We start from the raw sequence: 22,866 nt of genomic DNA on the forward strand, positions 1-22,866 counted from the left end.
GCACTCCCTCTTTGGGGTGAAACGGGAAGAGACGCAGGAGAAGGCTCAGCCGTAGCGGGCCAGGGTGAGCCCTTCGTCGCTGATGGCGGTGTCGCTGCCGCTGATGAGATCGCACAGCAGCTGACCCGAGCCTGCCGCCATGGTCCAGCCCAGGGTGCCGTGGCCGGTGTTGAGCCAGAGGCCGGGGATGGGGCTTGGGCCCACTAGCGGGGTGCCGTCCGGCGTCATGGGGCGCAGCCCGGTCCAGAAGTCGGCGCGGCTGATGTCGCCCCCCTCGGGGAAGAGATCACCGACCACCATGGCCAGGGTGTCGTGCCGTTTCGGGTTGAGGGCCAGGTTGTAGCCCGACAGCTCCGCCATGCCGCCCACCCGGATCCGCTCATCGAAACGGGTGATGGCCACCTTGTAGGTTTCGTCCAGCACGGTACTGCGCGGCGAGGCCTCGGCGTTGATCATCGGCAGGGTGAGGGAGTAGCCCTTGACCGGGTAGACGGGCAGATCGAGCCCGAGCGGGCGCAGGAACCCGGTGGCATAGCTGCCGAGGGCACAGACGATGGCGTCGGCCTTGAAGCGCTGCTCGCCGGCCCGCACCGCCACGGCGCGTCCCTGCGCCAGCTCGATCTCGTCGATGGCGCAGTTGAACACGAACTTGACCCCCAGTCGCTGCGCTTCCGCTGCCATGGCCTTGGTGAAACGGAAGCAGTCGCCGGTCTCATCGCCCGGCAGGCGCAGGCCGCCCACTATCTTGCCGCGTACCCGGGCCAGCGCCGGTTCTGCCCCTTCACAGCCTGCAGCATCGAGGGACTGGTAGGGCACGCCGTACTCCTCCAGCACCTCGATGTCGCGCTTGCTGGCATCGAGCTGGGCCTGACTGCGAAACAGCTGCAGGGTGCCGAGCTGGCGCCCTTCATAATCGATGCTCAGCTCGTCGCGCAGCAGCTTCATGCAGTCGCGACTGTATTCGGCCAGACGCACCATGCGCCCTTTGTTGACCGCATAGGCCGCCGGGGTGCAGTTGGCAAACATCTTCAGCATCCAGCGCAGCTGGAAGGGATCCGAGGTCGGTCGCACCGTGAAGGGGGCATGCTTTTGCAGCAGCCACTTGGCGGCCTTGAGGGGAATACCGGGGGCCGCCCAGGGGGCCGCATAACCGGGGGAGATCTGGCCGGCATTGGCGTGGCTGGTTTCAAGGGCCACCCCGTCACGCCGCTCCAGCAGCGTCACCTTGTGACCCGCCTTGGCCAGATACCAGGCGCTGGTCACGCCGACCACGCCACCACCGAGTACCACTATGTCCATCTTGTCTCTCCTTGACTGGGGCCCTCACCTTAATCAGCCGCCACAGGATATTCAACTGGTGTAGATATAATTGGGATATATATCTATTTACATTTATTTAACTGGTTTTCAATGTTGAAAAGTGTGGACTTGCTGGCATTAGATGTGGCAGTCAGAGCTGCTCCAGCCGGCTCAGGTACTGCTCCGCCGTCGTCAGGATGGCGTGCTGCTGTTCGGCGGCCTGGCCATCCCAGTTGGCATAGGGCAGGGCGAGGCGGGGATTGCTGCCAAGTTTGTCCCGGTTGCGCCACAAAAAGTGCCAGTAGAGGCTGTTGAAGGGGCAACTCCCGTCGCCGCTGCGAGCTTTGACCTGATAGTGGCACCCCTTGCAGTAGTGGCCCATCCGCTCGAGATAGGCGCCGCTGCTGGCGTAGGGCTTGCTGCCCATCAGGCCGCCGTCGGCAAATTGGCTCATGCCGCGGGTGTTGGGCAACTCCACCCACTCGATGGCATCCACATAGATGCCGAGATACCAGGCATCCACCTCGTCAGGATCGATCCCCGCCAGCAGGGCAAAGTTGCCGGTCACCATCAGTCGCTGGATATGGTGGGCGTAGGCGTGATCCAGAGACTGGCCAATGGCGTGACGCACGCAGGCCATGTTTGTTTTGCCGCTCCAGAAAAAGCCGGGCAGCGACCGCTTGGCCCCGAGATAATTGGCCTGCTGATAGTCGGGCATCTTTTCCCAGTAGAGGGCGCGCACAAACTCGCGCCAGCCGAGGATCTGGCGGATAAAGCCCTCCACTTGCGCCAGGGTGATGGAGCCCTGATTGGCCTGCCAGTGGGCTTCGGCAGCGCGGATCACCTCGAGCGGGTGGAGCATCTTGCTGTTGAGGGAAAATGACAGACGGCTGTGAAACAGGCCCCAGCCGCGCTCGCTCAGGGCATCCTGATAGCGGCCAAAGTGGGGCAGGCAGTGGGCCAGAAAATGGGCCAGCAACTCGCGACTCTGGCGCCGGCTGATGGGCCAGGGCAGGCTGCTGACATCCGCCTCGCCGATGGTGCTGACCCCGTGGCGGGTCAGCATGGCATCGATGTCGCTCACCTCGTTGGCAAAGGTGAGGGGCGCAGGGATTAGCTGGCTCGCCGGCAGTTTGGCGCGATTCTCATCATCAAAATTCCAGCGCCCGCCAAGGGGTTGGCCGCGCTCATCGAGCAGTACCCTGTATTGCTTTCGCAGGGCGCGGTAGAAGAACTCCATTCGGCTGTGGGGGTAGCGCTGCCAGCCATCGTGGGGGGTGAGGAAATGTTCGCTATCCACCTCGGTGGCAGGGATGGCAAGGCCAGCCGCCCAGCTTTTCAACTGGCTGGCGAGGCGCCACTCGTCCGGGCTCTGCCAGGCAACGCTGTCGGCCTGATGTGCTTCGAGCTGAGCTGCCAGCAGGCTGGGCAAGTCGGGCCAGCGGGCGCTCTCATCGAGGGTCAGGTAACAGACGCGGTGGCCCGCTTGGGTGAGTGCCGCCGCGAAGGCGCGCATGGCGGCAAAGAAGGCCAGCACCTTCTGGCGGTGGTGGCGGCAGTAGTCGGTCTCCTGGCGCTGCTCCGCCATCAGATAGCAGACCGCCGGATCCGGCGTGCGAAACCAGCTGTGACCGGCGTTCAGCTGATCGCCGAGGACAAGGCGCAGCTCCATCAGGCATGCTCCCCATTATGTGGATGACTGCGGTGACGAGCGCGGCGACAGCGCTCGCTGCAGTAGCGCACGGCCTCCCAGCAATTTGCCCACTTGCGCCGCCAGCTGAAGGGGCGCTGGCAGACGGGGCAGATCTTCTCGGGCAGATGGGCTTTGCGATGCATGGGACTTCCGATGGTTGGCAAGGGGCGGCGTGAACAGGGTCAAGTCAACGGGATAACAGCTTAACGAAGGGGGGCGCGGGTGGGATCACCGTTGCCGGTATCGGGCCAAGTGAATGGACGCTTTGTGAGCAGGCGCACAGCCCGGCGGTGCGCCCCTTGTCTGCCAATTAACCTGCCGTTAACGTGGCGAGGCTGCCCGCTGGCAGCACTCATCAATGGATCTTAATTGGCCACCGACTGTTTACAACCGACATGGAGGGGAGTGATGCCAATCATGACAGCTACGCCCCGGGCAGCCTGCCTGCTCGCCCACTGGTACACCCGGGATCCCATTCTGACCCTCGACTTTCCTCACCGCTGATTGGCGGCACCCGCCGTTTGAATTTGTCAGCCGGACGACCCTGATCGCCCCGGCCTCTTTGCCAATCCCGATTTCAAACACACTGGCGTTGCGCCGGTGAGGAGTCTTTTATGCGTCGTATACCCGAGCCGTTTCGTATCAAGATGGTCGAGCCCATCAAACAGACCACTGGCGCCGAGCGCCGTGCCGCCCTCGAGGCCGCTGGCTGGAACCCTTTCCTGCTGCTGGCCGAGGATGTCTATATCGATCTGCTGACCGACAGCGGCACCGGTGCCATGTCCGATCGTCAGTGGGCCGGCATCATGATGGGGGATGAAGCCTATGCGGGCAGCCGCAACTTCGTCGAGCTGGAGCGCGCGGTGCGCGAGATCTTTGGCTATCAGCATGTGATGCCCACCCACCAGGGGCGCGGGGCCGAGCAGATCCTCTTCCCCGAGCTGGTCAAGCGCTGCCAGGGCAAGGCGCCGGTGTTTATCTCCAACTACCACTTCGACACCACCAAGGCCCACGTGGAGTTGGCCGGGGCGCGGGCCATCAACCTGCTCACTCCGAAAGCCCTCGACACCACGGCACCCTACGCCTGGAAGGGGGATTTTGATCTCCCTCGTCTGAGCGACACCATCGAGACCCTGGGGGACGACAACGTGGCCGGCATCATCATCACGGTGACCTGCAACAGCGCCGGTGGCCAGCCGGTCTCCATGGCCAATATGGAGGCGGTCGCCGAGCTGGCCCGTCGCCACCATATTCCGGTAGTGATCGACGCCGCCCGCTTTGCCGAGAACGCCTGGTTTATCAAGGAGCGAGATCCGGCCTATGCCAAGTGCAGCATCAAGGAGATAGTGCGCCAGATGTTTGCGCTGGGGGACATCTTCACCATGTCCGCCAAGAAAGACGGGCTGGTCAATATCGGCGGGCTCTGTTGCTTTAAAGAGGATCTCGAGCTGTTTCGTGCAGTGCAGGTGCGCTGCGTGGCGATGGAGGGGTTTGTGACCTACGGTGGCCTCGCCGGGCGGGACATGGCGGCGCTCGCTATCGGCCTGCGCGAGGGGATGGATGAGGAGTATCTGACCTATCGCATCAGTCAGGTGGCCTATCTCGGCGAGCGGCTGGCCGAGGCGGGCATCCCCATCCAGACCCCCACTGGCGGTCATGCGGTGTTTGTCGATGCCAAAAAATTGCTGCCCCATATTCCGGCCGAGCAGTTTCCGGCCCATGCGCTCGCCTGCGAGCTCTATCTGGAAGGGGGCGTGCGCGGGGTGGAGATTGGCTCCCTGCTGCTCGGGCGCGATCCCGCCACCGGCAAGCAGGAGGCGGCAGACTTTGAGCTGTTGCGCCTCACCATTCCGCGCCGGGTCTACACCCGGGATCACATGGACTATGTGGCCGACTGCCTGATCGCGGTGAAGGCGCGTGCCAGCGACATTCGCGGGCTCACCTTTGACTACGAGCCGCCGCTGCTGCGCCACTTCACCGCGCGGCTCAAGCCGGTCTGATCGCCAGCACCTTGGGGATGGGTCACAACATAAAAAAGAAGCCCGCATATGCGGGCTTCTTTGTGGGCGCTGATCACGCGGGCTTATTGGGTGATGGGGGCCGCATCAGGTTTGGCCAGCAGCTGTTCGACATCGTCGATCACCTTGAGGGCTGCCTGGGGGCCACCGGTGGAGGTCCAGAGCGACCCGTCCACGGCGCCGAAGCGCTTGCTCTTGATGGCGCCGAGCTGCTGGAAGGCCGGGGTCTGTTCGGCCTGCTTCATGGCATCCACCGCATCGCCGCTGGCGCTGAGGGTGCCTATCACCAGCCAGTCGCCGTCCAGCAGGTTGAGGGATTCGAGGCTCAGGGCCGGGGAGTGGGGGGTCTTGTCACCGATCTGGTGGGTCGGCCGGGTCAGCCCCATCTCTTCCACCACGCTGCTGGCGAAGGTGCCGCTGTGCATGTAGCTCGGGCCCTTGGGGTTCCAGCGCACTATGCTCAGGCGCTCGCCCTGATGCTTGGCAAGCTTGCTGCGGGCTTGCTGCAGGCGGGCGTCATACTGGGCGAGGAAGGTCTTGGCTTCGGCGTCCCGGTTCAGCACGTGGGCGCTGCGATTGAAGATCTCCTTCCAGGAGTCACCCCAGTTGCCGGTAACCACGGTGGGGGCGATCTCCTTGAGCAGGGCCAGCAGCTCGGGCTTGGTCTGGCCGGTGAGGATGAGGTCGGGTTCCAGATCGATCAGCTTCTCCAGGTTGGGGTTGTCCAGATCGCCGACCACGGCGATCTCCTTGCCCGCCTGTTGCAGCAGGTAGCGGGGCAGGGTGGACTGGCCACGGCCATTGACGGTGCCGACTGGTTGCAGCCCCAGGGTCAGTGCGCTGTCCAGATCGATTTCGCTCAGTACCACCACCCGCTTGGGCTGGGCCGGTACGACCTGGGTCTTACCGTCGGCATCGGTCACCTGACGGGTCTCGCTGCCGGCCTGTACCTGGAAGCCGACCAGACTGGCCAGCATCAGCACGGCAGCCAGGGGAGAGGAGATCTTCATCGTTACATCCTTCTTGGTGAAATCAGTGGAACACTGGGTCCCAAACGGGCGAACTCATGCTACCACAAATTCAAATGATAAGAATTGTCATTTGTGTTTGTGGCATAAGGAACGGACGGTTTGCTACCATGCTGGCTCATCCACCAAGGGCTCTTCGTGATGTTCATTGCCACTGCGCCAGCCTGTTCACTGGACCGCTTTATCGTGCAGGCCGACAGCCTGCCGCTGCCCGGCGCGGCGCATCTGGCGCTGCAACGGGTCTGCTTTGACCCCGCCGCCTTCACCCCGGCCTGTTACGATGCGGCCGGCATGGTGCTGCCCGCCAGCTTGCAGCGCGCGGCCCCCAAGCGGCTGGGGGAGTTTCTGGCCGGCCGGCTGGCGGCGCGCCGGGCCTTGCACCCCTTTGGTCTGGGCCAGCAGCTGGTGAGCATAGGGGCAGCCCGCGAACCCTGCTGGCCTGCGGGGTTTGAGGGCAGCATCAGCCACAGCCTGTTGCAGGGGCGCGGCATGGCCCTGTGTGCGGTTCGCCCGGGTCAGGCGGGGATGGGGCTGGATCTGGAGGGCTGGCTGGCAGAGGGGCAGGCGAGCGAGCTCTGGCCCGGCATTACAAGCGGGGAGGAGTGGGCTCGGCTGGCGGCCGCTGCCCGCTCCGTCGGCCTGAGCAGGGCTGAGGCGCTCACCTTGATCTTTTCGGCCAAGGAGAGCCTGTTCAAGGCGCTCTACCCCAGGGTGGGGCGCTATTTTGACTTTCTCGATGCTCGCTGGCTGACCATGACGGAGCAGACCCTCACCCTCGAACTGGTGGGCGGGCTGACCCCGACACTGCCCGCCGGTTGGCGCTGCACTGTGTACTGGCAGCCAATGTACTGGCAAACACGGCCGGGCGGGGTGCTCACCAGCCTACTGCTGTGAGTGGCGGCGCGCCGAGACACAAGCATCAAAAAACCGCCTTTCGGCGGTTTTTTGATGGGGCTCAGGCCGGTTGGCGCATGGCAAAGGCGTGTGGTCTGCGGCGGGGCACTATGATGGGGGCGCCGTCGCCGGGGGCGTGCAGTATGTCCACGTCGGTCTGGTAGAGGCGGTCGATGAGGGACTTGGTCACCACCTCGCGGGCCGGCCCCATGGCCTGGATGCCGCCATCACCCAGCGCGATCAGCTCGTCGCAGTAGCGGGCGGCGGTGGCGAGATCGTGGATGACGATGAGCACCGTCTTGCCCTCGGCGGTGATCTGGTGGATGGCCTCCATCACCTCGGTCTGGTGACCGATGTCGAGGGCGCTGGTGGGTTCATCCAGCAGGATGATGTCCGCATCCTGGGCCAGCACCATGGCGAGCCACACCCGCTGGGCCTGGCCGCCGGAGAGAGAGCTGGCGCTCTGCTGCAAAATGTCGCCCAGTTGCATCCGCTCGCAGGCCCAGCGCACCATGCGCGCATCCTCCTCGCTCCACTGATTGAACCAGCCCTGATGGGGATGGCGGCCGTACTGCACCAGCTGCTCGACCTGGATGCCGGCGGGCACCAGCGGACGCTGGGGCAGGTAGGCGAGCTCGCGGGCCAGCGGCTTCTTGCCGTAGCTGGCCAGCGGCTTGCCCTTGAGCAGGATCTCGCCGGCTTGCTGCTGCTCCTGGCCTGCCAGAAGTTTGAGCAGGGTAGACTTGCCGCCGCCGTTGGGGCCGACGATCCCCACCAGCTTGCCCTGGGGAATGGTGAAGGAGATGTCGTTGAAGACGGGCTTGTGCTGATAGCCAAATTGCAGGTGATTGATGGTGAGCGTCATCAGGCGGCCCTCGGTCTGTCTTGAAAATGGATGAATGGCATCGTCAGTCGGCCTTCTGGCGGTCTTTGAGCAGGATGAACAGCAGCAGCAGGCCGCCGAGAATACGGGTCATGATGCCGGTGGCCACCTCGTGGGGGCTGGCCAGCACCCGCACCAGGGTGTCGCTGGCCAGCAGCAGCAGGGCGCCGCACAGGGCGGCAATCCACAGCGGCACGATGCGATCCCGGCTGAGCCAAGAGGCGAGCACCGGGGCCGCCATGGCGATGAACACCACGGGGCCGCCGATGGCGGTGCCGAGCGCCGCCACGACGATGGCCTGGGCCAGCACGCCGAGCTGCACCCGGTTGACGTTCACCCCCAGGCTCTGGGCGGTGACGGGGCCCAGACGCAGTACGCCCAGGGCCCGGGAGAGATAAATGATCCAGGGGCAGACCAGCAGGATCAGGATCCCCACCGGCAGCACAGTGCTGTAACCCTGGCCGACGAAGTTGCCCATGTTCCACAGGTAGAGGCTGGTGAGGTGCACCAGCGACTGGGTGGACATCACGAACTGGCCGATGGCGTTCATCAGCTCGGAGACGCCGATGCCGATCACCACGAACAGGTAGCCCTGCTCCCCCGGCTTGTTGCACAGGGCATAGAGCACTGCGGCGGCAAACAGGGCGCCCAGTGGGGCGGCCCACCAGGGCCAGCTGCCGAGGGTCAGGTAGAGGGAGAAGGCGATGATGGCCAAGGAGGCCCCCTCGTTGACCCCGATCATGTCCGGGGTGGCGAGGCGGTTGCGAATGAGGGTCTGCACCAGGCAGCCGGAGAGGCCCATGGCCGCGCCCGCCACCAGCACGGCGACGATGCGTGGCAGCCGGATCTTGAAGACGGTCACCTCGCTCAGCCGGTTGCCCTCACCAAGCAGGGTCTGGATCACCCCCAGCATGGTGAGCTTGCCGGAGCCCAGGGTCAGCGCCAGCAGGGAGAGCAGCACCAGGGCCACCAGGAGCCCGAGGGTGATCAGCCAGGCGCGGCGGTGCAGCAACAGGGTGCGGCTGCCAATGCGCAGGCAGACGGTGCCGGTAGGAAGCGCCGTGGTGAGGGAGGGATGGATGGAATTGTTCATGAGGCAGGCAACCTTATTTGACGGCCAGCAGGGAGCGGAAACCGCCGCTGCGCACCACCAGGATGAGCACGGGGGCACCGATCAACGCCAGGATCACCCCGTTGGGCAGCTCGAACGGCTGGATCAGCCAGCGCGCCAGTATGTCGGCGCCGAGCAGGAACAGCACCCCGAACAGAGCGGAGAAGCGCACCTGGATGGCGAGGCGCACCGGCTCCACCAGACGGGCGCAGTAGGCGGCGAGAAAACCGACGAAGCCGATGGGGCCAGCGATGGCGATGGCGCAGGCGGTAAACAGGGTGGCGGCTAGCAGTACACCGATGCGTACCCGGGTCGGCCGTATGCCGAGCGCCAGCGCCTGGTTGTCCCCCATCTGCATCAGGGTGAGCTGACGGCAGAGCGCCAGGGTCAGCAGCAGGCCGAGCAGGGCAAAGGGCATCACGGTGAGCACGGCATCGAGATCCGAGGCGGCCAGCGACCCCAGATTCCAGAAACGGAACTGCTCCAGCACCACCTGGTTGGAGAGCAGCAGGAAGTTGGAGAGGCCGCCGAAGGTGGCGGAGAGGGCGACCCCCACCAGGATGAGTTTGAGGGGGTTGGAGCGCCCCACCATCAGGCCGAGGCCGAGCACGATGAGGTTGCCGAGCAGGGCCCCCATGCCGGACCAGAGCAGGTAACCGTAGGCGGATTCGACGCCAAAATAGGTGAGGCCGATCACCAGGGCGAACACGGCGCCGGCGTTGACCCCAAGCAGGCCGGGTTCGGCCAGCGGATTGCGGGTGGCGCTTTGCAGCATGGAGGCCGCCAGCGCAAGACAGACGCCCACCACCAGGGCACACAGAGTGCGGGGCAGACGCAGGGTATGAACGATCATGGCGAGCTTTTCATCGGCCATGAGGGCGGGATCGCCCAGCAGAAATCCGGCGACCTCGCGGCCACCATAGACACCGGCGCCGGTGGCCAGTGAGAGACAGATGAGCAGGAACAGGAGAACAACTCCCAGCCAGAACAGGTGTGTTTGGTGTCTGTGCACCCGGCTACTCCTTCACGTCGAGGCAATAACAGCAGAAAAGGGAGCCCTGACGGGCTCCCTGCGGGGTTTACAGCTTGTAATCCACGCCAGCGTAGACGGTACGACCTTCCAGAATGAAGTCGGCGTCGGTGGCGACCTGGTCACGCTTGGTGTTGGTGAGGTTGGTGATGCCCAGCTTGAAGTCGAGCGCCGGGGTGACCTTCCACTTGGTGTTGACGTCCAGGGTCTGGTAGCTGTCGGACTTGAGCGCCTGGGAGTTGTGCATCGGCACCTTGATGAACTGGCTGCCCACGTACTGCCAGGCCAGGTTGGTGTTGACGATCTCGCTGGCTTGCCAATCCAGGCTCAGGTTGCCGGTGTGATCCGGGGTCTTGGCCAGATCGTCTCCCGTGCTCTTGTCTTCGGAGTCCAGCATGGTCCAGTTGCCGGTCAGCTTGACGTCGTCCATCACATCGACCCAGCCGGTCAGCTCCAGCCCCTTGACCCGGGCCTTCTTGACGTTGAGGTAGGTCATGACGGTTGGACGGTAGCCCGGGCCCCACTGATCGCTCTGGATCAGATCCTCGATGTCGTTGTGGAAACCGGTGAGGCCGGCGCCAAAGCGAGCGGCTTCATAGGCGGTGCCCAGCTCATAGCTGACGGCGGTTTCCGGTTTCAGATCCGGGTTGCCGATCACCTTGCAGGCGCCGCGGCAGGCGGTGGTGGCGAAACCTTCGCTGGACTGGGCCAGGGTCGGGGCCTTGAACGCCTTGCCGGCGCCGCCCTTGATCACCCACTCGTCGCTCAGCTTGTAGAGCGCATAGGCGCGCGGGCTGAACTCGTTGCCATAGGTCTCGTGGTGATCCAGACGACCGGAGAGGGTCAGCGCCAGATCCCCCAGGCTGAATTCATCCTGCAGGTAGAGAGCGCTCTGGCTCGCATCCACGCTGCCATTGGTGATGCTGCGACTGTGCTCCAGCTCGGTCTTGCGGAATTCCGCGCCTGAGGTCAGCAGGTGATCCCCCAGGTAGCCGCTCAGCTGGCCGTCGACCGTGTGGTTGGTCTGGGTGACATCGGCCGCGCCGCCGTTGAGCTGGGAGTCATCCATCAGATCGGTCTGCTCGAAGTAGTAGCGGGCGCGGCTGTCGAAGTGCTCCCAACGACCGTTGTGAGTCAGCCCCAGGCTCAGGCGATCGAGTTTTTGCACGTTGTGCGGGGTGGCCGGGGCGGTGGGGGCGCGCGGCACGTTGTTGAAATAGCTGTCCATGTCGTTCTGGTTGTAGCCCAGATCGAACTCCACATCCTGGTTGTCGGCCACCAGCCACTTCAGGCTGGAGAGCATGTTGACCACTTCCCGTTTCTCCAGCGCATCGGCGTCCTTGTTGTTGGACTGATCGCTGTGCCAGCGGTCGCGCTGATAGCCTTCTACCACCAGGCTGCCGAGCAGCTTGTTGTCGATCAGGGCGCCGGAGACGAAGGCGTTGCCACGGTTGGCATCGCCACCATCACCCTTGGTGGGCATGGTGTGGGTGTAGCCGAAGGCCGCCTCGGTCTGCTCCTTGGCCTGGCGCAGGATCACGTTGACCACGCCGCCGAGGGCGTCGGCGCCATAGAGGGAGGAGACGGGACCGCGGATCACCTCGATGCGCTCGATGGCGGCCATGGGGATGGAGCTCAAGTCGAAGTCATTGCCAAACGAGCTGCCCAGGGTTTCGCGAGCGTTGACCCGCTTGCCGTTGATCAGCAGCAGGGTGTAGTCGCCGCCCATGCCGCGGATCTTGATCTCGCTGCGGCCGGTGGGGTTGGTGCCGATGATGTTGACGCCGGGCACGTGCTTGAGCGCTTCGCCGACGTTGTTGGCATTCATCTTGTCCAGATCGGCGCGGGTCACCACAGAGACGCTGGCCGGGGCGGAGAGTTCGGTGTGCTGGGTCTGGGTGGCGGTGACCACCATGGTCTCGTTGGCCTTGACCGCTTCGGCCTGGGCCAGGCCCGGCAAGGCAAACAGGCCGAGGGAGAGCAAAATCGGGTTCAAGCGAAATACGCCAGGCTGCAACTGCATAGTCAAAACTCCATGAATAAAACAGAGGTTATGGGGTCCGGCTCTGGGGCCGGTGGCTCACTGACTTCCTTGTCTGGCGGTGCCAGACTCGGGGTTATTGTTATTCCTTGTCTGTGCCAGCCCCTTGAGCAGGAGCCAGACACCGCCGCAGGCCAGCAGGCCGCAGCCGATATTGATCCAGGCCAGATGGGCAAATCCGTGCAGGACGCCGCTCTGATCCGACACCAGCAACCTGGCGGAGAGCAGGCTGCCGAGCCCGGCCGCCACATTGGTGACCGTGCCCTGAAAAGACATGAAGGCGGCGCGCTGATGCGGGGCTGGGATGGAGGCCGTGATGGCGAGGGTGGTGCTGGAGCGGGCCGAGCTCAGCGCCATGAACAGGGTGAACAGCAGGTAGACGGGCACGCCGACCGGCATGGCGAAACCGAGCAAAGTGATCAGTGCCAGCAGCAGGCTGGTGATCAGGATGGCGGCCTGGGCCCGGCCCTGATCAATCCAGCTGCCGCACAGCCGCATGGTGGCCATGCTGGCGAGGCCGCCGCACAGATAGAGGGCGGCGATCTGCTCGCGCGGGAACGCCAGGTTGAACTGGAAGTAGTTGGCAAAGTGCGGGATCAGCAGGAAGTGACCGAACATCTGCAGGCAGAGGATGAACAGGGCGCCCTGGCAGAGCGGGGAGGCCAGCAACTGGCGCAGGCCACTGCCATGAGGGGCGCGGCTGACCGGCAGCGAAGGCAGCAGGGTGGCGCAGAGCAGGGCCAGCAGCAGGCCGCAGACGCCAAACAGCAGGAAGGGGCTCTGCCAGCCAAACCACTGGGCCAGCACCAGGGCGATGGGCACCACCAGGATGGCGGCCAGCGAGAACGCCATGCCCACGTAGGCGAGGCGACGGCCCCGCTCGGCCGGCGGTACCAGATCCAGCACGGCGGCCATCAAGATGGCGGCGAGTGGCCCGGCCACACAGCCCGACAGGACGAACAGCACCAGCAACTGCTGGCTGTTTTGCACCAGGGCGCAAGCCATCAGCAGCAGAAAACGCAGGGTGAGCAGCACCAGCAGGGCGGGCTTGCGGTTGACCCGATCGAGCCAGGGGGCGGCGATGAGCCCCATCAGGGCGGCACCCAGAGTGGCACCGCCGCTGAAGTAGCCGGTCTGCTCCGGCAGCATGCCGAGGCTGATGACGAGATCCGGCCCGAGCGGCATCACCATCATCATGCTGCCCATGGAGAGCATGTTGACAAGCAGGGCCAGGTGGATGGCGGCGGGGGTGGTGGTCACTGGCTTCATCGACGGCAAGCTCAAAAAAATGAGACCGAATTGTATCCGAGCGATTTTTTCGTGACAACAAATGGTAATCATTTTTATTTGTGTTATTTGATCTGTCTCCGCTCTTTTCATAGAAAAATGAAGGGCCTGACCTTCACGGCGCGCATTGCTCACGGGCAAAAGCATTGAAAAGCGGGGCGGATGGCCCATGATGACGAGGTGATGAGTAGGTCAGGATGTAGTTGGCCGCCGAGTGGGACGGGAGGAGAAGATGAGAAGATGGCGCGGGTTTGGATTCTGGCTGCTGTGGGGGCTCTGGTGCCTGCCGCTACGGGCCGAGGTGAAGGTGATCCCGGTATTCGAGACCCAGGCGGCTGCGCAGACCCTCAAGGATCTCTATCCGGATCTCGGGGTGAGCGCCATGGGCAACCAGCTGGTGCTGAGCGGCAGCGCCGCCCAGTTGCAGGAGGCCGAAGCGGCGCTGGCCAAATTGAACCAGCCACCCCAGAGCCTGCTCATCGAGTGGCGGGTGGATGGCGCTTCCAGCAGCCAGCAGGCCGGGGTGGGGCTGGGCCAGGATGCCGCCAAGCGGCAGTGGTTGCTGGAGGGCAATGCCCAGCAGTATCAGCGCAGCCAGAACGACAGCTGGCAGATACGCGGTTTGTCGGGTCGGCCGGTGCTATTGCAGATGGGCACCTATCAACCGGTCACCTTCTATCAGTGGAATGGAGGGGCAGTGGTGGGGATGATGCCGCTGGTGAACGGCCTCTATGCCACCGCCACCCTGATCGGCGACAGGGTGCAGATAGCGCTCAGCAGCGAGCAGGCCAGGCTGGAGCAGGGCACCATCAACCGGGGGCAGAGCGCCACCGAGGTGAGCGGTGCCCCCGGTCAGTGGCTGACGGTGGGGGAGCTCTCCACCAGCGCGGTGCAGCAGGGCAGCAGCCTGGGCACCCAGTTGCAGGGGGGCAATGGCAGTCAGAGCGATCGTCAGACTCTGCAGATCCGGGTCACGCGCCAGTGAGGCGCCTGGCTGATCACGTTGCCCCTCGGGTGCTTGGTCATCCGGGTTGAACCTGGCTGATCAGTTGCCGGCGTGGGGCTGATCGGCCGCGTATTCACGCAGCTGGCGGCTGCGCAGCAGATACCAGAGTGACCAGAGGGTAGCGACCAGTACCAGCGCGGTGGGCCAGCTGAACGACCACTTCTGCAGATTGAGGCTGTGCAGTTGCATCAGCAGGCCGCTGACGGCAGAGCAGAGCAGCAGCAATGGGCTGTGGCGCCTGAGCCAGGCCCGGAGGCTGCGGGTCTGCTGATAGGTACCGCCGCAGGCGAGCAGCGCCAGTATGGCGGGCACGTCGGTCAGCAGGCTGATGTAGAGGGCGAGCCGGTCCGGATAGAAGAGGGTCAGGATGGCGCTGCCGCTCTCGCGGGTGACGCCGGCCATCAGAAACAGCCAGACCGAGCGGGTCAGCAAGAGGGCGATGGGCCAGAACCAGAGCGGGGGACGCAGCTGGCCGTGATCGTCATATCTGTGTTCGGGGTAGAGGGTCATGGTTGCCCGGGGTCGTCTGTGCAAAGGATGAAGGGGATATGGGGCGAAGGGGGGCCCTTTGCAAGGCGGGGGTGGGGGACGGGAATTAATCGGGGGGCCATGCCCCCCAATCCGCTTATCTCTTTTCGTGCCGGCCCGCCGGCGTCACAGCCAGCCTTTTCGCTTGAAGAACAGACCGGTGCCGAGCGATGACATCACCATCAGCACCAGGGAGAGCGGATAGCCGTACTCCCAGGCGAGCTCCGGCATGCGGCCGAAGTTCATGCCGTAGATGCTGGCGATCAGCGTCGGCGGCAGGAAGATGACCGCGGCCACCGAGAAGATCTTGATCACCTTGTTCTGTTCCAGGTTGGTGACCCCCATGGAGGCCTCCAGCTGGAAGTTGATCTTGTCGAACAGGAACTGGGTGTGGGGCAACAGGGACTCCACGTCGTGCAGCATCTCGTCGATCCACTTGTTCTGCTCGTTGCTCATCCGTTGGCGCAGGCTGCGCTTCAAGAAGCGCAGGGCGCGACGGGTATCGTGCAGGGAGAGACGGATCTGGCCGTTGGCCTCTTCCTGAGCCATCAACTCCTTGAGCATGGGGTTGATCTGATCCGGCTCGAAGATCTGATCGGCGGTGTTTTCCAGGGTCTTGTAACCATCTTCGATGAGATCGGAGAGGTATTCCACCTTGAGGTTCTGCACCTCCAGCAGGATGTCGAGGGCATCTTCCACCTCCAGCCGATCCTGACGCATGTAGTGGCGCAGCAGGCGCACCAAACCGATGTCATCCTCGCGGATGCTGATCAGCAGGTTGTTGCGCAGGGTAAAGGAGACGTGGACACCCTTGGTGTCACGGCCGATCCGCTGGGGAAACAGGGAGTGAATGTGCAGACCGTCGGTATCCCAGTAGAAACGGGCGGATGCTTCGATGTCATCCAGCTCCTCCTTGTCGGGCACCTCTTCCAGAAACAGGCCCGTCAACCATTCTCGTTCCGCCGTGTCCGGCTTGTAGGCATCCAGCCAGACGGTGTTGTCAGGCACTATGTCGTCAGGCCCGAGCGTGACTATGTCCAGTACCTTGTTATTGAGAATGTAGGCGGTGATCATCTGTCCCCCCTTAAGAAGTCATGGGTAATCAGGGATGGTTGCACAGGTCATGCGGCCTTAGAGCGCGTAGAAAGCGATCCCGTGGACAAGCTGAACGGGCCGATGGAAACCTGAATGCGGCGAACTATACAGGGGCGGGCCGCGCTTGTCAGGGCCTATTCATCGGAGGTTCAGCCTGTTCGCTCAAAAAAACAGCGAGGTCGGAGCAGCCACGCCGACCTCGAAACGGGTGATCCCGGCGTCGCCTCCTTTATTCCCCTTGGCACGCGGGAGGAGTCAGGTTCACCGGTCGGGATGGTGGGCTGCCGAGTGCCCTGCGACAACCCCCGGCCGTGTGCCGGAAACCGCCTCTATTTGATGTGTTGGGGCTGCGCATCCTTGTTGTCGCCACTGACCTGCATGGGCAGTCCCATCACATATTGGGATAGTTGGGGCCGCAGCCGCCCTGCGGTGGCGTCCAGACGATGTGCCAGGGCTGCGCATCCTTGTTGTCGCCACTGACCTGCATGGGCAGTCCCATCACATATTGGGATAGTTGGGGCCAGAGCCGCCTTGCGGCGGCGTCCAGACGATGTTCTGGCTCGGATCCTTGATGTCGCAGGTCTTGCAGTGGATGCAGTTGGCCGCGTTGATCTGCAGGCGGGACAGGCTCTCTGAACCCAGGATCTCGAACACCCCGGCCGGGCAGTAACGCTGGGCGGGTTCGGCCCAGGTGGGCAGGTTGACCGCCACCGGGATAGTCTCATCCTGCAGCTTGAGGTGGCAGGGCTGATCCTCGTCGTGGCTGGTGTTGGCGAGGTAGACAGACGAGAGCTTGTCGAAGCTGAGCTTGCCGTCCGGCTTGGGATAGTCGATGGGTTGGCAGCGGCTGGCCATGCGCAGTTGGCGGTAGTCTGGCTCCTTGTCCAGCAGGGTGAACGGCGAGGTGCGAGCAAACAGCCGCTGCTCCAGCCAGTTGAAGGCGCCACCGAGCCAGGGGCCCCAGCGGTGCAGGGCGGCGCCGAAATTGCGCGCTGTTTTGAGCTCATGGGCCAGCCAGCTCTGTTGCAGCGCATCGCCGTATTCGGCCAGATCCCGGCCCCCTTCATCGCCGCCGCGCAGACTCATGGCGACTGTCTTGGCCGCCAGCATGCCGGACTTCATGGCGGTGTGGATCCCCTTGATACGGGAGAAGTCGAGGGTGCCGGCATCGCAACCGATGAGCAGGCCGCCGGGAAAGTGCATGCGGGGCAGGGAGTGCCAGCCCCCCTTGGCGATGGCGCGGGCGCCGTAGCTGATGCGCTCGCCCCCCTGCAATGCCGCGGCGATGAGCGGGTGGTGCTTGAGGCGCTGAAACTCGTCAAACGGGCTGAGCCAGGGGTTGCGGTAGTTGAGGTCGACGATGAGACCGACCGCCACCTGATCCTGCTCCAGATGATAGAGATAGAAGCCGCCCTGGCTCTTGTCCTCCTTCCCCTCAGAGAGCGGCCAGCCGCTGCCGTGCAGCACTCGGCCCGGTTTGCCCTGGCCGGGGGGGAGCTGCCACAGCTCTTTGAAGCCGATGGCGTAGTGCTGCGGCTGGGCGGCGTTTTCCAGCTGAAAGTCGGCGATCAGCTGCTTGCCGAGATGGCCGCGCGCCCCTTCGGCAAACAGGGTGTAGCGACCGAGCAGCGCCATGCCGGGCACGTGATCCGCTTTCGGATTGCCCGCCCGATCCAGCCCGAGATCGCCGGTGATCACACCCTTGACCCGTCCCGCTTCCATGATGAGTTCGCTTGCGGTAAAACCCGGGTATATTTCGACTCCCAACTGTTCGGCCTGCTGACCGAGCCAGCGACAGAGGTTGCCGAGGCTGATGATGTGGCTGCCCTCGTTGTGCATGCGCGGCGGCACCGCCCAGTTGGGCAGTTGCAGGGCGCGGCGGTCGCTTTGCAGCAGGTGCACCTGATCGTCGTTGACCTCGACCCCGAGCGGGGCCTGTTGCCAGCTCTCTGGCAGTAGCTCCTTGAGGGCGACGGGATCCAGCAGGGCGCCGGAGAGCAGATGGGCGCCGATCTCCGCCCCCTTCTCCAGCAGGCAGACCGACAGCTCGGCATTGTGTTGTTTGAGGGCGATGGCGGCACTGAGTCCCGCCGGGCCGCCACCGACGATGACGACATCAAATTCCATTGCTTCGCGTTCCATCTTGCCTCTGTGCTCGACTTGGCCTAGGGTAGTACTGGTAGTTTACGTAAACGTAAAGTAAATGTAAGCAAAAAAATGTGAGGGTTTTCATGGATTCACTCAACAGAAGCGAGGGATGCGCGTCATGAAGCTGCTGGTCGCGGTCAAGCGGGTGCTGGATTACAACGTCAAGGTCCGGGTCAAGAGCGATGGCTCAGACGTGGAGCTGGCCAACGTCAAGATGGGGATCAACCCGTTTTGTGAAATTGCGGTGGAAGAGGGGGTCAGGCTGCGCGAAGCCGGCGTGGCGAGCGAGCTGGTGGTGGTGACCTTCGGCCCCGAGGCGGCAGCCGAACAACTGCGTCACGCCCTGGCGCTGGGGGCGGATCGGGCGCGTCATTACGTGACTGGCGAGACCCTGACTCCGCTCACCGTGGCTCGCGCCCTGCAACAGGTGTGCGAGCTGGAGCAGCCCGATCTGGTGTTGCTCGGCAAGCAGTCCATCGATTCTGACAACAACCAGGTGGGCCAGATGCTGGCCGCCCTCAATGACTGGCCGCTCGCCACCTTCGCCTCCGCCATCAAGCTGGTGGAGGGGGAATTGCAGGTGACCCGCGAGATCGACGGTGGCCTCGAGACCCTCGGCATGCCGCTGCCGGCGGTGGTGACCGTGGATCTGCGCCTCAACGAGCCGCGTTTTGCCTCGCTCCCCAACATCATGAAGGCCAAGCGCAAGCCGCTCGAGAGCGCGCCCTTCACCGCCCTTGGCGTCGAGCCGGCCGCTCAGACCCGGCTGCTCGGGGTGATGGCCCCCGCGGCCCGCAGCGCCGGTATCATGGTGGGCTCGGTGGACGAGCTGCTGGACAAACTCAAGCACGAAGTGAAGGTACTCTGATGCTGCCAGCAATCAACATAACCCCGCCCGCCGGCGACAAGCTCGGGGGCGTGATGGGCGCACAGGCAGGGACATCAACGGACGATAGCAAGGGGCAGTCATGAGCGTATTGATCATTGCCGAACATCATCAGGGCCAGTTGGCCGACAGCGTGGCCCGCCTGGTCACCGCCGGGAGCCAGCTGGGCGGCGAGGTGCATCTGCTGTTGCTGGGGCAGGGGCTGACCGAGGCGGGTGAGCAGGCCGCCGCCCTGCAGGGAGTGAGCCGGGTGCTGCTGGCCGAGCACCCCATGTTGGCGGAGGGGCTGAGCGACGGGGTCGATCCGCTCTTGGCCCATATCGCGCGGGATTATCAGCACTGCCTGATGGCCGCCAGCACCCAGGGCAAGGATCTGCTGCCCCGGGTGGCGGCCAAGCTCGGGGTGGAGATGCTCTCCGAGGTGACCGGCATCGAGAGCGGTGATACCTTCCTGCGTCCCATCTACGCGGGCAACGCGCTGGCCCGGGTGGCGAGCAGCGCCCCCATCAAGGTGCTGACCATCCGGCCCACTGCCTTCGCCAAGGCGGCGAGCGGCGGCCAGGCTCAGGTAGAGCGGTTGCCGGTGAGCGAGGTGGCCTGCCGTACCCGCCTCATCGAACGGCGAGCCGTGCGCTCCGCCAGACCCGAGCTCGCGGCGGCGCGGGTGGTGGTCTCCGGTGGACGGGCACTGGGCTCCAAGGCGCAGTTCGCCCTGATCGAGGCGCTGGCTGACAAGCTGGGCGGCGCGGTGGGGGCATCGCGGGCCGCGGTGGATGCGGGCTTTGTCGCCAACGATCTGCAGGTGGGCCAGACCGGCAAGGTTGTGGCCCCCGAGCTCTACATCGCGGTCGGCATTTCCGGTGCCATCCAGCATCTGGCGGGGATGAAGGAGTCCAAGGTGATCGTCGCCATCAACAAGGACAGCGAGGCCCCCATCTTCCAGGTGGCCGACTACGGGCTGGTGGGGGATCTCTTCACCTTGCTGCCGGAGCTCACCGCCAAGCTGTAACCTGGTGAAAAAGGGGGCCGGGGGCATTGAGCACCGGCAAGCGCCCGTTTCCACGCATGTTCTCTGCAAGCCCTGACCCGTTCAGGGCTTTTTTCTGCCAACTGCGCCAGCGGTGGGTCGACAAAAGGTTGAGCCAGCTCCCAAAAAGCCTTTGATCCGGGGGCTGCACTTGTGTAAAACCAGACAAGTCAACGATCACACTCATCCACTCACGGAAAGCGTCATGAGCAAACAGATTTACAACTTCTGCGCCGGCCCCGCCATGTTGCCGGTCGAAGTCATGGAGCGCGCCCAGCGCGAATTTTGTAATTTCCAGGGGCTGGGAGCCTCGGTCATGGAGCTTTCCCACCGCGGCAAGCCCTACATGGCGGTCGCCGCCAAGGCCGAAGCCGATCTGCGCGAGCTGCTGGCGGTGCCGGACAACTACAAGGTGCTGTTCATGCACGGCGGCGGCCGTGGCCAGTTCTCCGCGGTGCCCATGAACCTGCTGGGAGGCGCCAACAAGAAGGCTGACTATCTGCTGACCGGTGTCTGGGCTGCGAGTGCCGTGGACGAGGCGCGCAAGTACGGCGATATCCAGACCTTTGACGGTGTGGCCAAGAGTGCCGAGGGCATCTCCCACCTGCTGCCGACCCCGGCGTTTCGCGCCGATGCGGCCTATGTGCACTACTGCCCGAATGAAACCATCGACGGCATCGAGATGTTTGACATCCCGGCAACCGGCAAGGTGCCGCTGGTGGCGGATCTCTCCTCCACCATCCTCTCCCGTCCCATCGACGTGAGCCGCTTCGGCATCATCTATGCTGGCGCCCAGAAGAACATCGGCCCGTCGGGGCTGGCCATCGCCATCGTGCGCGACGATCTGCTGAACCAGGCCCGCGCCGACGTGCCGTCGATCTTCGACTACCAGCTCACCGCCAAGAACGACTCCATGTTCAACACCCCGCCCACCTACGCCTGGTATCTGGCCGGGCTGGTGTTCGAGTGGTTGAAAGAACAGGGTGGCCTCGCGGCGATGGAAGCACGCAACAAGGAGAAGGCCGATTTCCTCTACGGCTATCTCGATCAGTCGAGCTTCTATGGCAACCAGGTGGATGCCAGCTGCCGTTCGCGGATGAACATCCCGTTCCAGCTGAAAAATGCCGAGCTGGACAAGCTGTTCCTGGCCGAATCGGAAGCCGCCGGCCTGCTGGCACTCAAGGGCCACCGCATCGTCGGCGGCATGCGCGCCAGCCTCTACAACGCCATGCCGCTGGAAGGGGTGAAGGCGCTGGTCAGCTTTATGGATGGCTTTGCCAAGCGCCACGGCTGAGGCGTTTTTCCCCGATTGCCGACGCCGGGGACTCCCCGGCGTCTGTTTTTTCCGTGATGCCGGACCGGCTGCCCCCGCCGCCTGCTTTTGTGCCACCCGCAGTCTTGCCGAGCAGGGCGCGGGCTGCTAACGTCCGGTCAGGTCATTTTTTTGAGATCGTACAGGAAGTCTATGAATTCGTTGCGTTTGGAACCTATTTCTCGTGTGGCCGGTGAGGTCAATCTGCCCGGCTCCAAGAGCGTGTCCAACCGGGCCCTGCTGCTGGCAGCCCTGGCCCGTGGCACCACCCGGCTCACCAACCTGCTCGACAGCGATGACATTCGTCACATGCTGGCGGCGCTGACCCAGCTCGGGGTCAAGTACAAGCTCTCCGCCGACAAGACCGAGTGCACCGTGCACGGTCTGGGTCGCAGCTTCGCGGTGAAGGAGCCGGTCAATCTGTTCCTCGGCAACGCAGGCACCGCCATGCGACCGCTGTGCGCCGCCCTGTGTCTGGGCTCCGGCGAATACACCCTGGGCGGGGAACCGCGCATGGAAGAGCGCCCCATCGGCCATCTGGTGGATGCTCTGCGCGAAGCGGGCGCCCATATCCAGTACCTGAAGAAAGACGGTTATCCGCCGCTGGTGGTGGATGCCAAGGGGCTATGGGGCGGCGATGTGCACGTCGACGGCTCTGTCTCCAGCCAGTTCCTGACGGCGTTTTTGATGGCGGCGCCGATGGCGGCGGGCGATACCCGCATCCACATCAAGGGGGAGCTGGTCTCCAAGCCCTACATCGACATCACCCTGCACATCATGAAGCAGTTCGGGGTGGTCATCGAGCACGACAACTACAAGCTGTTCTACATCAAGGGCAACCAGAGCTACGTCAGCCCGGGTGACTTCCTGGTGGAAGGGGATGCCTCCAGCGCCTCCTACTTCCTCGCGGCGGGCGCCATCAAGGGCAAGGTGCGGGTTACCGGCATCGGCAAGCACAGCATTCAGGGCGACATCCACTTCGCCGACGTGCTGGAGAAGATGGGCGCGCGCATCACCTGGGGCGATGACTTCATCGAGGCCGAGCAGGCGCCGCTGCACGGCATCGACATGGACATGAACCACATCCCCGATGCGGCCATGACCATCGCCGTGGCCGCGCTGTTCGCCGAGGGGCCCACCTCGATTCGCAACATCTACAACTGGCGGGTGAAGGAGACCGACCGCCTGCACGCCATGGCGACCGAGCTGCGCAAGCTGGGCGTCGAGGTGGAGGAGGGGCGTGACTTCATCACCGTTACCCCGCCAGCGCAGCTCAAGCATGCGGCCATCGATACCTACAACGACCACCGCATCGCCATGTGCTTCTCGCTGGTGGCGCTGTCCGATACCGCCGTCACCATCAATGATCCGGGTTGTACCTCCAAGACTTTCCCGGACTACTTCGACAAGCTGGCCAGCATCAGTCAGCGCGCGTGATGAACCCAGGCCCGCCTCGCTGCGGGCCTGTTTCTTTGCGCTGTCCCGCTCTGCTACCCCCCTCTCCTCATCCTCGCCTAGCAGTATTATCAAAACTTGCAAGGCAGGATAAGAAAATTCCTTCCTAGATAATGTAATTTTCT

General features: G+C 64.0%; 20 protein-coding genes. 7 read left to right on the forward strand and 13 right to left on the reverse strand.

Annotated features, from left to right (window positions below):
* Positions 1 to 45: 45 nt before the first annotated feature.
* The 3 genes from AHA_RS09900 to AHA_RS09910 form a co-directional block, all read right to left on the reverse strand.
* Positions 46 to 1,299 carry a D-amino acid dehydrogenase gene (locus AHA_RS09900; RefSeq protein ID WP_011705831.1) on the reverse strand — a complete coding sequence of 418 codons (1,254 nt, stop codon included), beginning with the start codon at positions 1,297 to 1,299 and terminating at the stop codon, positions 46 to 48.
* 151 nt (positions 1,300 to 1,450) lie between these two features.
* Complete coding sequence (locus AHA_RS09905; RefSeq protein ID WP_011705832.1) at positions 1,451 to 2,971, reverse strand: cryptochrome/photolyase family protein; 1,521 nt, start codon at positions 2,969 to 2,971, stop codon at positions 1,451 to 1,453.
* Positions 2,971 to 3,135 (reverse strand): DUF2256 domain-containing protein, encoded by a 165-nt coding sequence (locus AHA_RS09910; protein WP_077392363.1) that lies wholly within the window; start codon positions 3,133 to 3,135, stop codon positions 2,971 to 2,973. Before AHA_RS09910 ends, AHA_RS09905 begins: the two co-directional genes overlap by 1 nt.
* Positions 3,136 to 3,606: 471 nt before the next feature.
* On the opposite strand from AHA_RS09910, the gene AHA_RS09915 reads away from it, so the two are divergent.
* Positions 3,607 to 4,992 carry a tryptophanase gene (locus AHA_RS09915; RefSeq protein WP_011705833.1) on the forward strand — a complete coding sequence of 462 codons (1,386 nt, stop codon included), beginning with the start codon at positions 3,607 to 3,609 and terminating at the stop codon, positions 4,990 to 4,992.
* Between the two features lie 83 nt (positions 4,993 to 5,075).
* Here AHA_RS09915 and AHA_RS09920 read toward each other — a convergent pair whose 3' ends face one another.
* Positions 5,076 to 6,020: an amonabactin ABC transporter substrate-binding protein gene (locus AHA_RS09920; RefSeq protein ID WP_011705834.1), complete on the reverse strand. Its 945-nt coding sequence runs from the start codon at positions 6,018 to 6,020 to the stop codon at positions 5,076 to 5,078.
* A 156-nt stretch (positions 6,021 to 6,176) separates the two neighbouring features.
* Between AHA_RS09920 and amoD the strand changes: the two genes are divergently transcribed.
* Positions 6,177 to 6,932: an amonabactin biosynthesis phosphopantetheinyl transferase AmoD gene (gene amoD / locus AHA_RS09925; protein WP_011705835.1), complete on the forward strand. Its 756-nt coding sequence runs from the start codon at positions 6,177 to 6,179 to the stop codon at positions 6,930 to 6,932.
* A 61-nt stretch (positions 6,933 to 6,993) separates the two neighbouring features.
* On the opposite strand, the gene AHA_RS09930 is transcribed toward amoD, so the two are convergent.
* The 5 genes from AHA_RS09930 to AHA_RS09950 form a co-directional block, all read right to left on the reverse strand.
* Positions 6,994 to 7,797: an amonabactin ABC transporter ATP-binding protein gene (locus tag AHA_RS09930; RefSeq protein ID WP_011705836.1), complete on the reverse strand. Its 804-nt coding sequence runs from the start codon at positions 7,795 to 7,797 to the stop codon at positions 6,994 to 6,996.
* A gap of 43 nt (positions 7,798 to 7,840) precedes the next feature.
* Positions 7,841 to 8,908, reverse strand: coding sequence for an amonabactin ABC transporter permease subunit 1 (locus tag AHA_RS09935; RefSeq protein WP_029302864.1), 1,068 nt, complete (start codon positions 8,906 to 8,908; stop codon positions 7,841 to 7,843).
* 13 nt (positions 8,909 to 8,921) lie between these two features.
* Positions 8,922 to 9,938: an amonabactin ABC transporter permease subunit 2 gene (locus AHA_RS09940; protein ID WP_011705838.1), complete on the reverse strand. Its 1,017-nt coding sequence runs from the start codon at positions 9,936 to 9,938 to the stop codon at positions 8,922 to 8,924.
* A gap of 67 nt (positions 9,939 to 10,005) precedes the next feature.
* The gene (locus tag AHA_RS09945) at positions 10,006 to 11,979 is read right to left on the reverse strand and encodes a siderophore amonabactin TonB-dependent receptor (protein WP_011705839.1); all 1,974 of its coding nucleotides are present in this window, start codon (positions 11,977 to 11,979) and stop codon (positions 10,006 to 10,008) included.
* A 57-nt stretch (positions 11,980 to 12,036) separates the two neighbouring features.
* Positions 12,037 to 13,266, reverse strand: a complete 1,230-nt coding sequence (locus AHA_RS09950) for a siderophore amonabactin export MFS transporter (RefSeq protein WP_016350952.1) — start codon at positions 13,264 to 13,266, stop codon at positions 12,037 to 12,039.
* A 250-nt stretch (positions 13,267 to 13,516) separates the two neighbouring features.
* Between AHA_RS09950 and AHA_RS09955 the strand changes: the two genes are divergently transcribed.
* Positions 13,517 to 14,269 carry a hypothetical protein gene (locus AHA_RS09955; protein ID WP_011705841.1) on the forward strand — a complete coding sequence of 251 codons (753 nt, stop codon included), beginning with the start codon at positions 13,517 to 13,519 and terminating at the stop codon, positions 14,267 to 14,269.
* A gap of 60 nt (positions 14,270 to 14,329) precedes the next feature.
* Here the strand turns inward: AHA_RS09955 and AHA_RS09960 are convergent, their stop codons facing one another.
* From AHA_RS09960 to AHA_RS09970, 4 genes are all read right to left on the reverse strand, one after another.
* Positions 14,330 to 14,800 (reverse strand): DUF2919 domain-containing protein, encoded by a 471-nt coding sequence (locus AHA_RS09960; protein ID WP_024943989.1) that lies wholly within the window; start codon positions 14,798 to 14,800, stop codon positions 14,330 to 14,332.
* A gap of 144 nt (positions 14,801 to 14,944) precedes the next feature.
* Positions 14,945 to 15,892, reverse strand: a complete 948-nt coding sequence (gene corA / locus AHA_RS09965) for a magnesium/cobalt transporter CorA (protein ID WP_011705843.1) — start codon at positions 15,890 to 15,892, stop codon at positions 14,945 to 14,947.
* 412 nt (positions 15,893 to 16,304) lie between these two features.
* Complete coding sequence (locus AHA_RS21855) at positions 16,305 to 16,400, reverse strand: 4Fe-4S dicluster domain-containing protein (protein ID WP_218568037.1); 96 nt, start codon at positions 16,398 to 16,400, stop codon at positions 16,305 to 16,307.
* An 11-nt stretch (positions 16,401 to 16,411) separates the two neighbouring features.
* Positions 16,412 to 18,055 carry an electron transfer flavoprotein-ubiquinone oxidoreductase gene (locus tag AHA_RS09970; protein WP_011705845.1) on the reverse strand — a complete coding sequence of 548 codons (1,644 nt, stop codon included), beginning with the start codon at positions 18,053 to 18,055 and terminating at the stop codon, positions 16,412 to 16,414.
* A 124-nt stretch (positions 18,056 to 18,179) separates the two neighbouring features.
* Here AHA_RS09970 and AHA_RS09975 point away from each other — a divergent pair, with 124 nt between their 5' ends.
* The 4 genes from AHA_RS09975 (at position 18,180) to aroA (ending at position 22,723) form a co-directional block, all read left to right on the forward strand.
* Positions 18,180 to 18,929 (forward strand): electron transfer flavoprotein subunit beta/FixA family protein, encoded by a 750-nt coding sequence (locus AHA_RS09975; protein WP_164927613.1) that lies wholly within the window; start codon positions 18,180 to 18,182, stop codon positions 18,927 to 18,929.
* A gap of 100 nt (positions 18,930 to 19,029) precedes the next feature.
* On the forward strand, positions 19,030 to 19,956 hold the full coding sequence (locus tag AHA_RS09980) for an electron transfer flavoprotein subunit alpha/FixB family protein (protein WP_011705847.1): 927 nt from the start codon (positions 19,030 to 19,032) through the stop codon (positions 19,954 to 19,956).
* 223 nt (positions 19,957 to 20,179) lie between these two features.
* Positions 20,180 to 21,268 carry a 3-phosphoserine/phosphohydroxythreonine transaminase gene (gene serC, locus AHA_RS09985; RefSeq protein ID WP_011705848.1) on the forward strand — a complete coding sequence of 363 codons (1,089 nt, stop codon included), beginning with the start codon at positions 20,180 to 20,182 and terminating at the stop codon, positions 21,266 to 21,268.
* 171 nt (positions 21,269 to 21,439) lie between these two features.
* Positions 21,440 to 22,723 carry a 3-phosphoshikimate 1-carboxyvinyltransferase gene (gene aroA / locus AHA_RS09990; RefSeq protein WP_010633771.1) on the forward strand — a complete coding sequence of 428 codons (1,284 nt, stop codon included), beginning with the start codon at positions 21,440 to 21,442 and terminating at the stop codon, positions 22,721 to 22,723.
* The last annotated feature ends 143 nt before the right edge of the window (positions 22,724 to 22,866 follow it).

Origin of the sequence: Aeromonas hydrophila subsp. hydrophila ATCC 7966 (assembly GCF_000014805.1) — a bacterium.
Classification (GTDB): domain Bacteria; phylum Pseudomonadota; class Gammaproteobacteria; order Enterobacterales; family Aeromonadaceae; genus Aeromonas; species Aeromonas hydrophila.

Coding starts and splice junctions, on each gene's coding strand:
- corA (WP_011705843.1), bottom strand. CDS start 15,892: ATGATCACCGCCTACATTCTCAATAACAAGGTACTGGACATAGTCACG.
- aroA (WP_010633771.1), top strand. CDS start 21,440: ATGAATTCGTTGCGTTTGGAACCTATTTCTCGTGTGGCCGGTGAGGTC.
- AHA_RS09955 (WP_011705841.1), top strand. CDS start 13,517: ATGAGAAGATGGCGCGGGTTTGGATTCTGGCTGCTGTGGGGGCTCTGG.
- AHA_RS09980 (WP_011705847.1), top strand. CDS start 19,030: ATGAGCGTATTGATCATTGCCGAACATCATCAGGGCCAGTTGGCCGAC.
- AHA_RS09930 (WP_011705836.1), bottom strand. CDS start 7,797: ATGACGCTCACCATCAATCACCTGCAATTTGGCTATCAGCACAAGCCC.
- AHA_RS09920 (WP_011705834.1), bottom strand. CDS start 6,020: ATGAAGATCTCCTCTCCCCTGGCTGCCGTGCTGATGCTGGCCAGTCTG.
- AHA_RS09910 (WP_077392363.1), bottom strand. CDS start 3,135: ATGCATCGCAAAGCCCATCTGCCCGAGAAGATCTGCCCCGTCTGCCAG.
- AHA_RS09950 (WP_016350952.1), bottom strand. CDS start 13,266: ATGAAGCCAGTGACCACCACCCCCGCCGCCATCCACCTGGCCCTGCTT.
- AHA_RS09905 (WP_011705832.1), bottom strand. CDS start 2,971: ATGGAGCTGCGCCTTGTCCTCGGCGATCAGCTGAACGCCGGTCACAGC.
- AHA_RS21855 (WP_218568037.1), bottom strand. CDS start 16,400: ATGCAGGTCAGTGGCGACAACAAGGATGCGCAGCCCTGGCACATCGTC.
- AHA_RS09900 (WP_011705831.1), bottom strand. CDS start 1,299: ATGGACATAGTGGTACTCGGTGGTGGCGTGGTCGGCGTGACCAGCGCC.
- AHA_RS09975 (WP_164927613.1), top strand. CDS start 18,180: ATGAAGCTGCTGGTCGCGGTCAAGCGGGTGCTGGATTACAACGTCAAG.
- serC (WP_011705848.1), top strand. CDS start 20,180: ATGAGCAAACAGATTTACAACTTCTGCGCCGGCCCCGCCATGTTGCCG.
- AHA_RS09970 (WP_011705845.1), bottom strand. CDS start 18,055: ATGGAACGCGAAGCAATGGAATTTGATGTCGTCATCGTCGGTGGCGGC.
- AHA_RS09915 (WP_011705833.1), top strand. CDS start 3,607: ATGCGTCGTATACCCGAGCCGTTTCGTATCAAGATGGTCGAGCCCATC.
- AHA_RS09945 (WP_011705839.1), bottom strand. CDS start 11,979: ATGCAGTTGCAGCCTGGCGTATTTCGCTTGAACCCGATTTTGCTCTCC.
- AHA_RS09935 (WP_029302864.1), bottom strand. CDS start 8,908: ATGAACAATTCCATCCATCCCTCCCTCACCACGGCGCTTCCTACCGGC.
- AHA_RS09960 (WP_024943989.1), bottom strand. CDS start 14,800: ATGACCCTCTACCCCGAACACAGATATGACGATCACGGCCAGCTGCGT.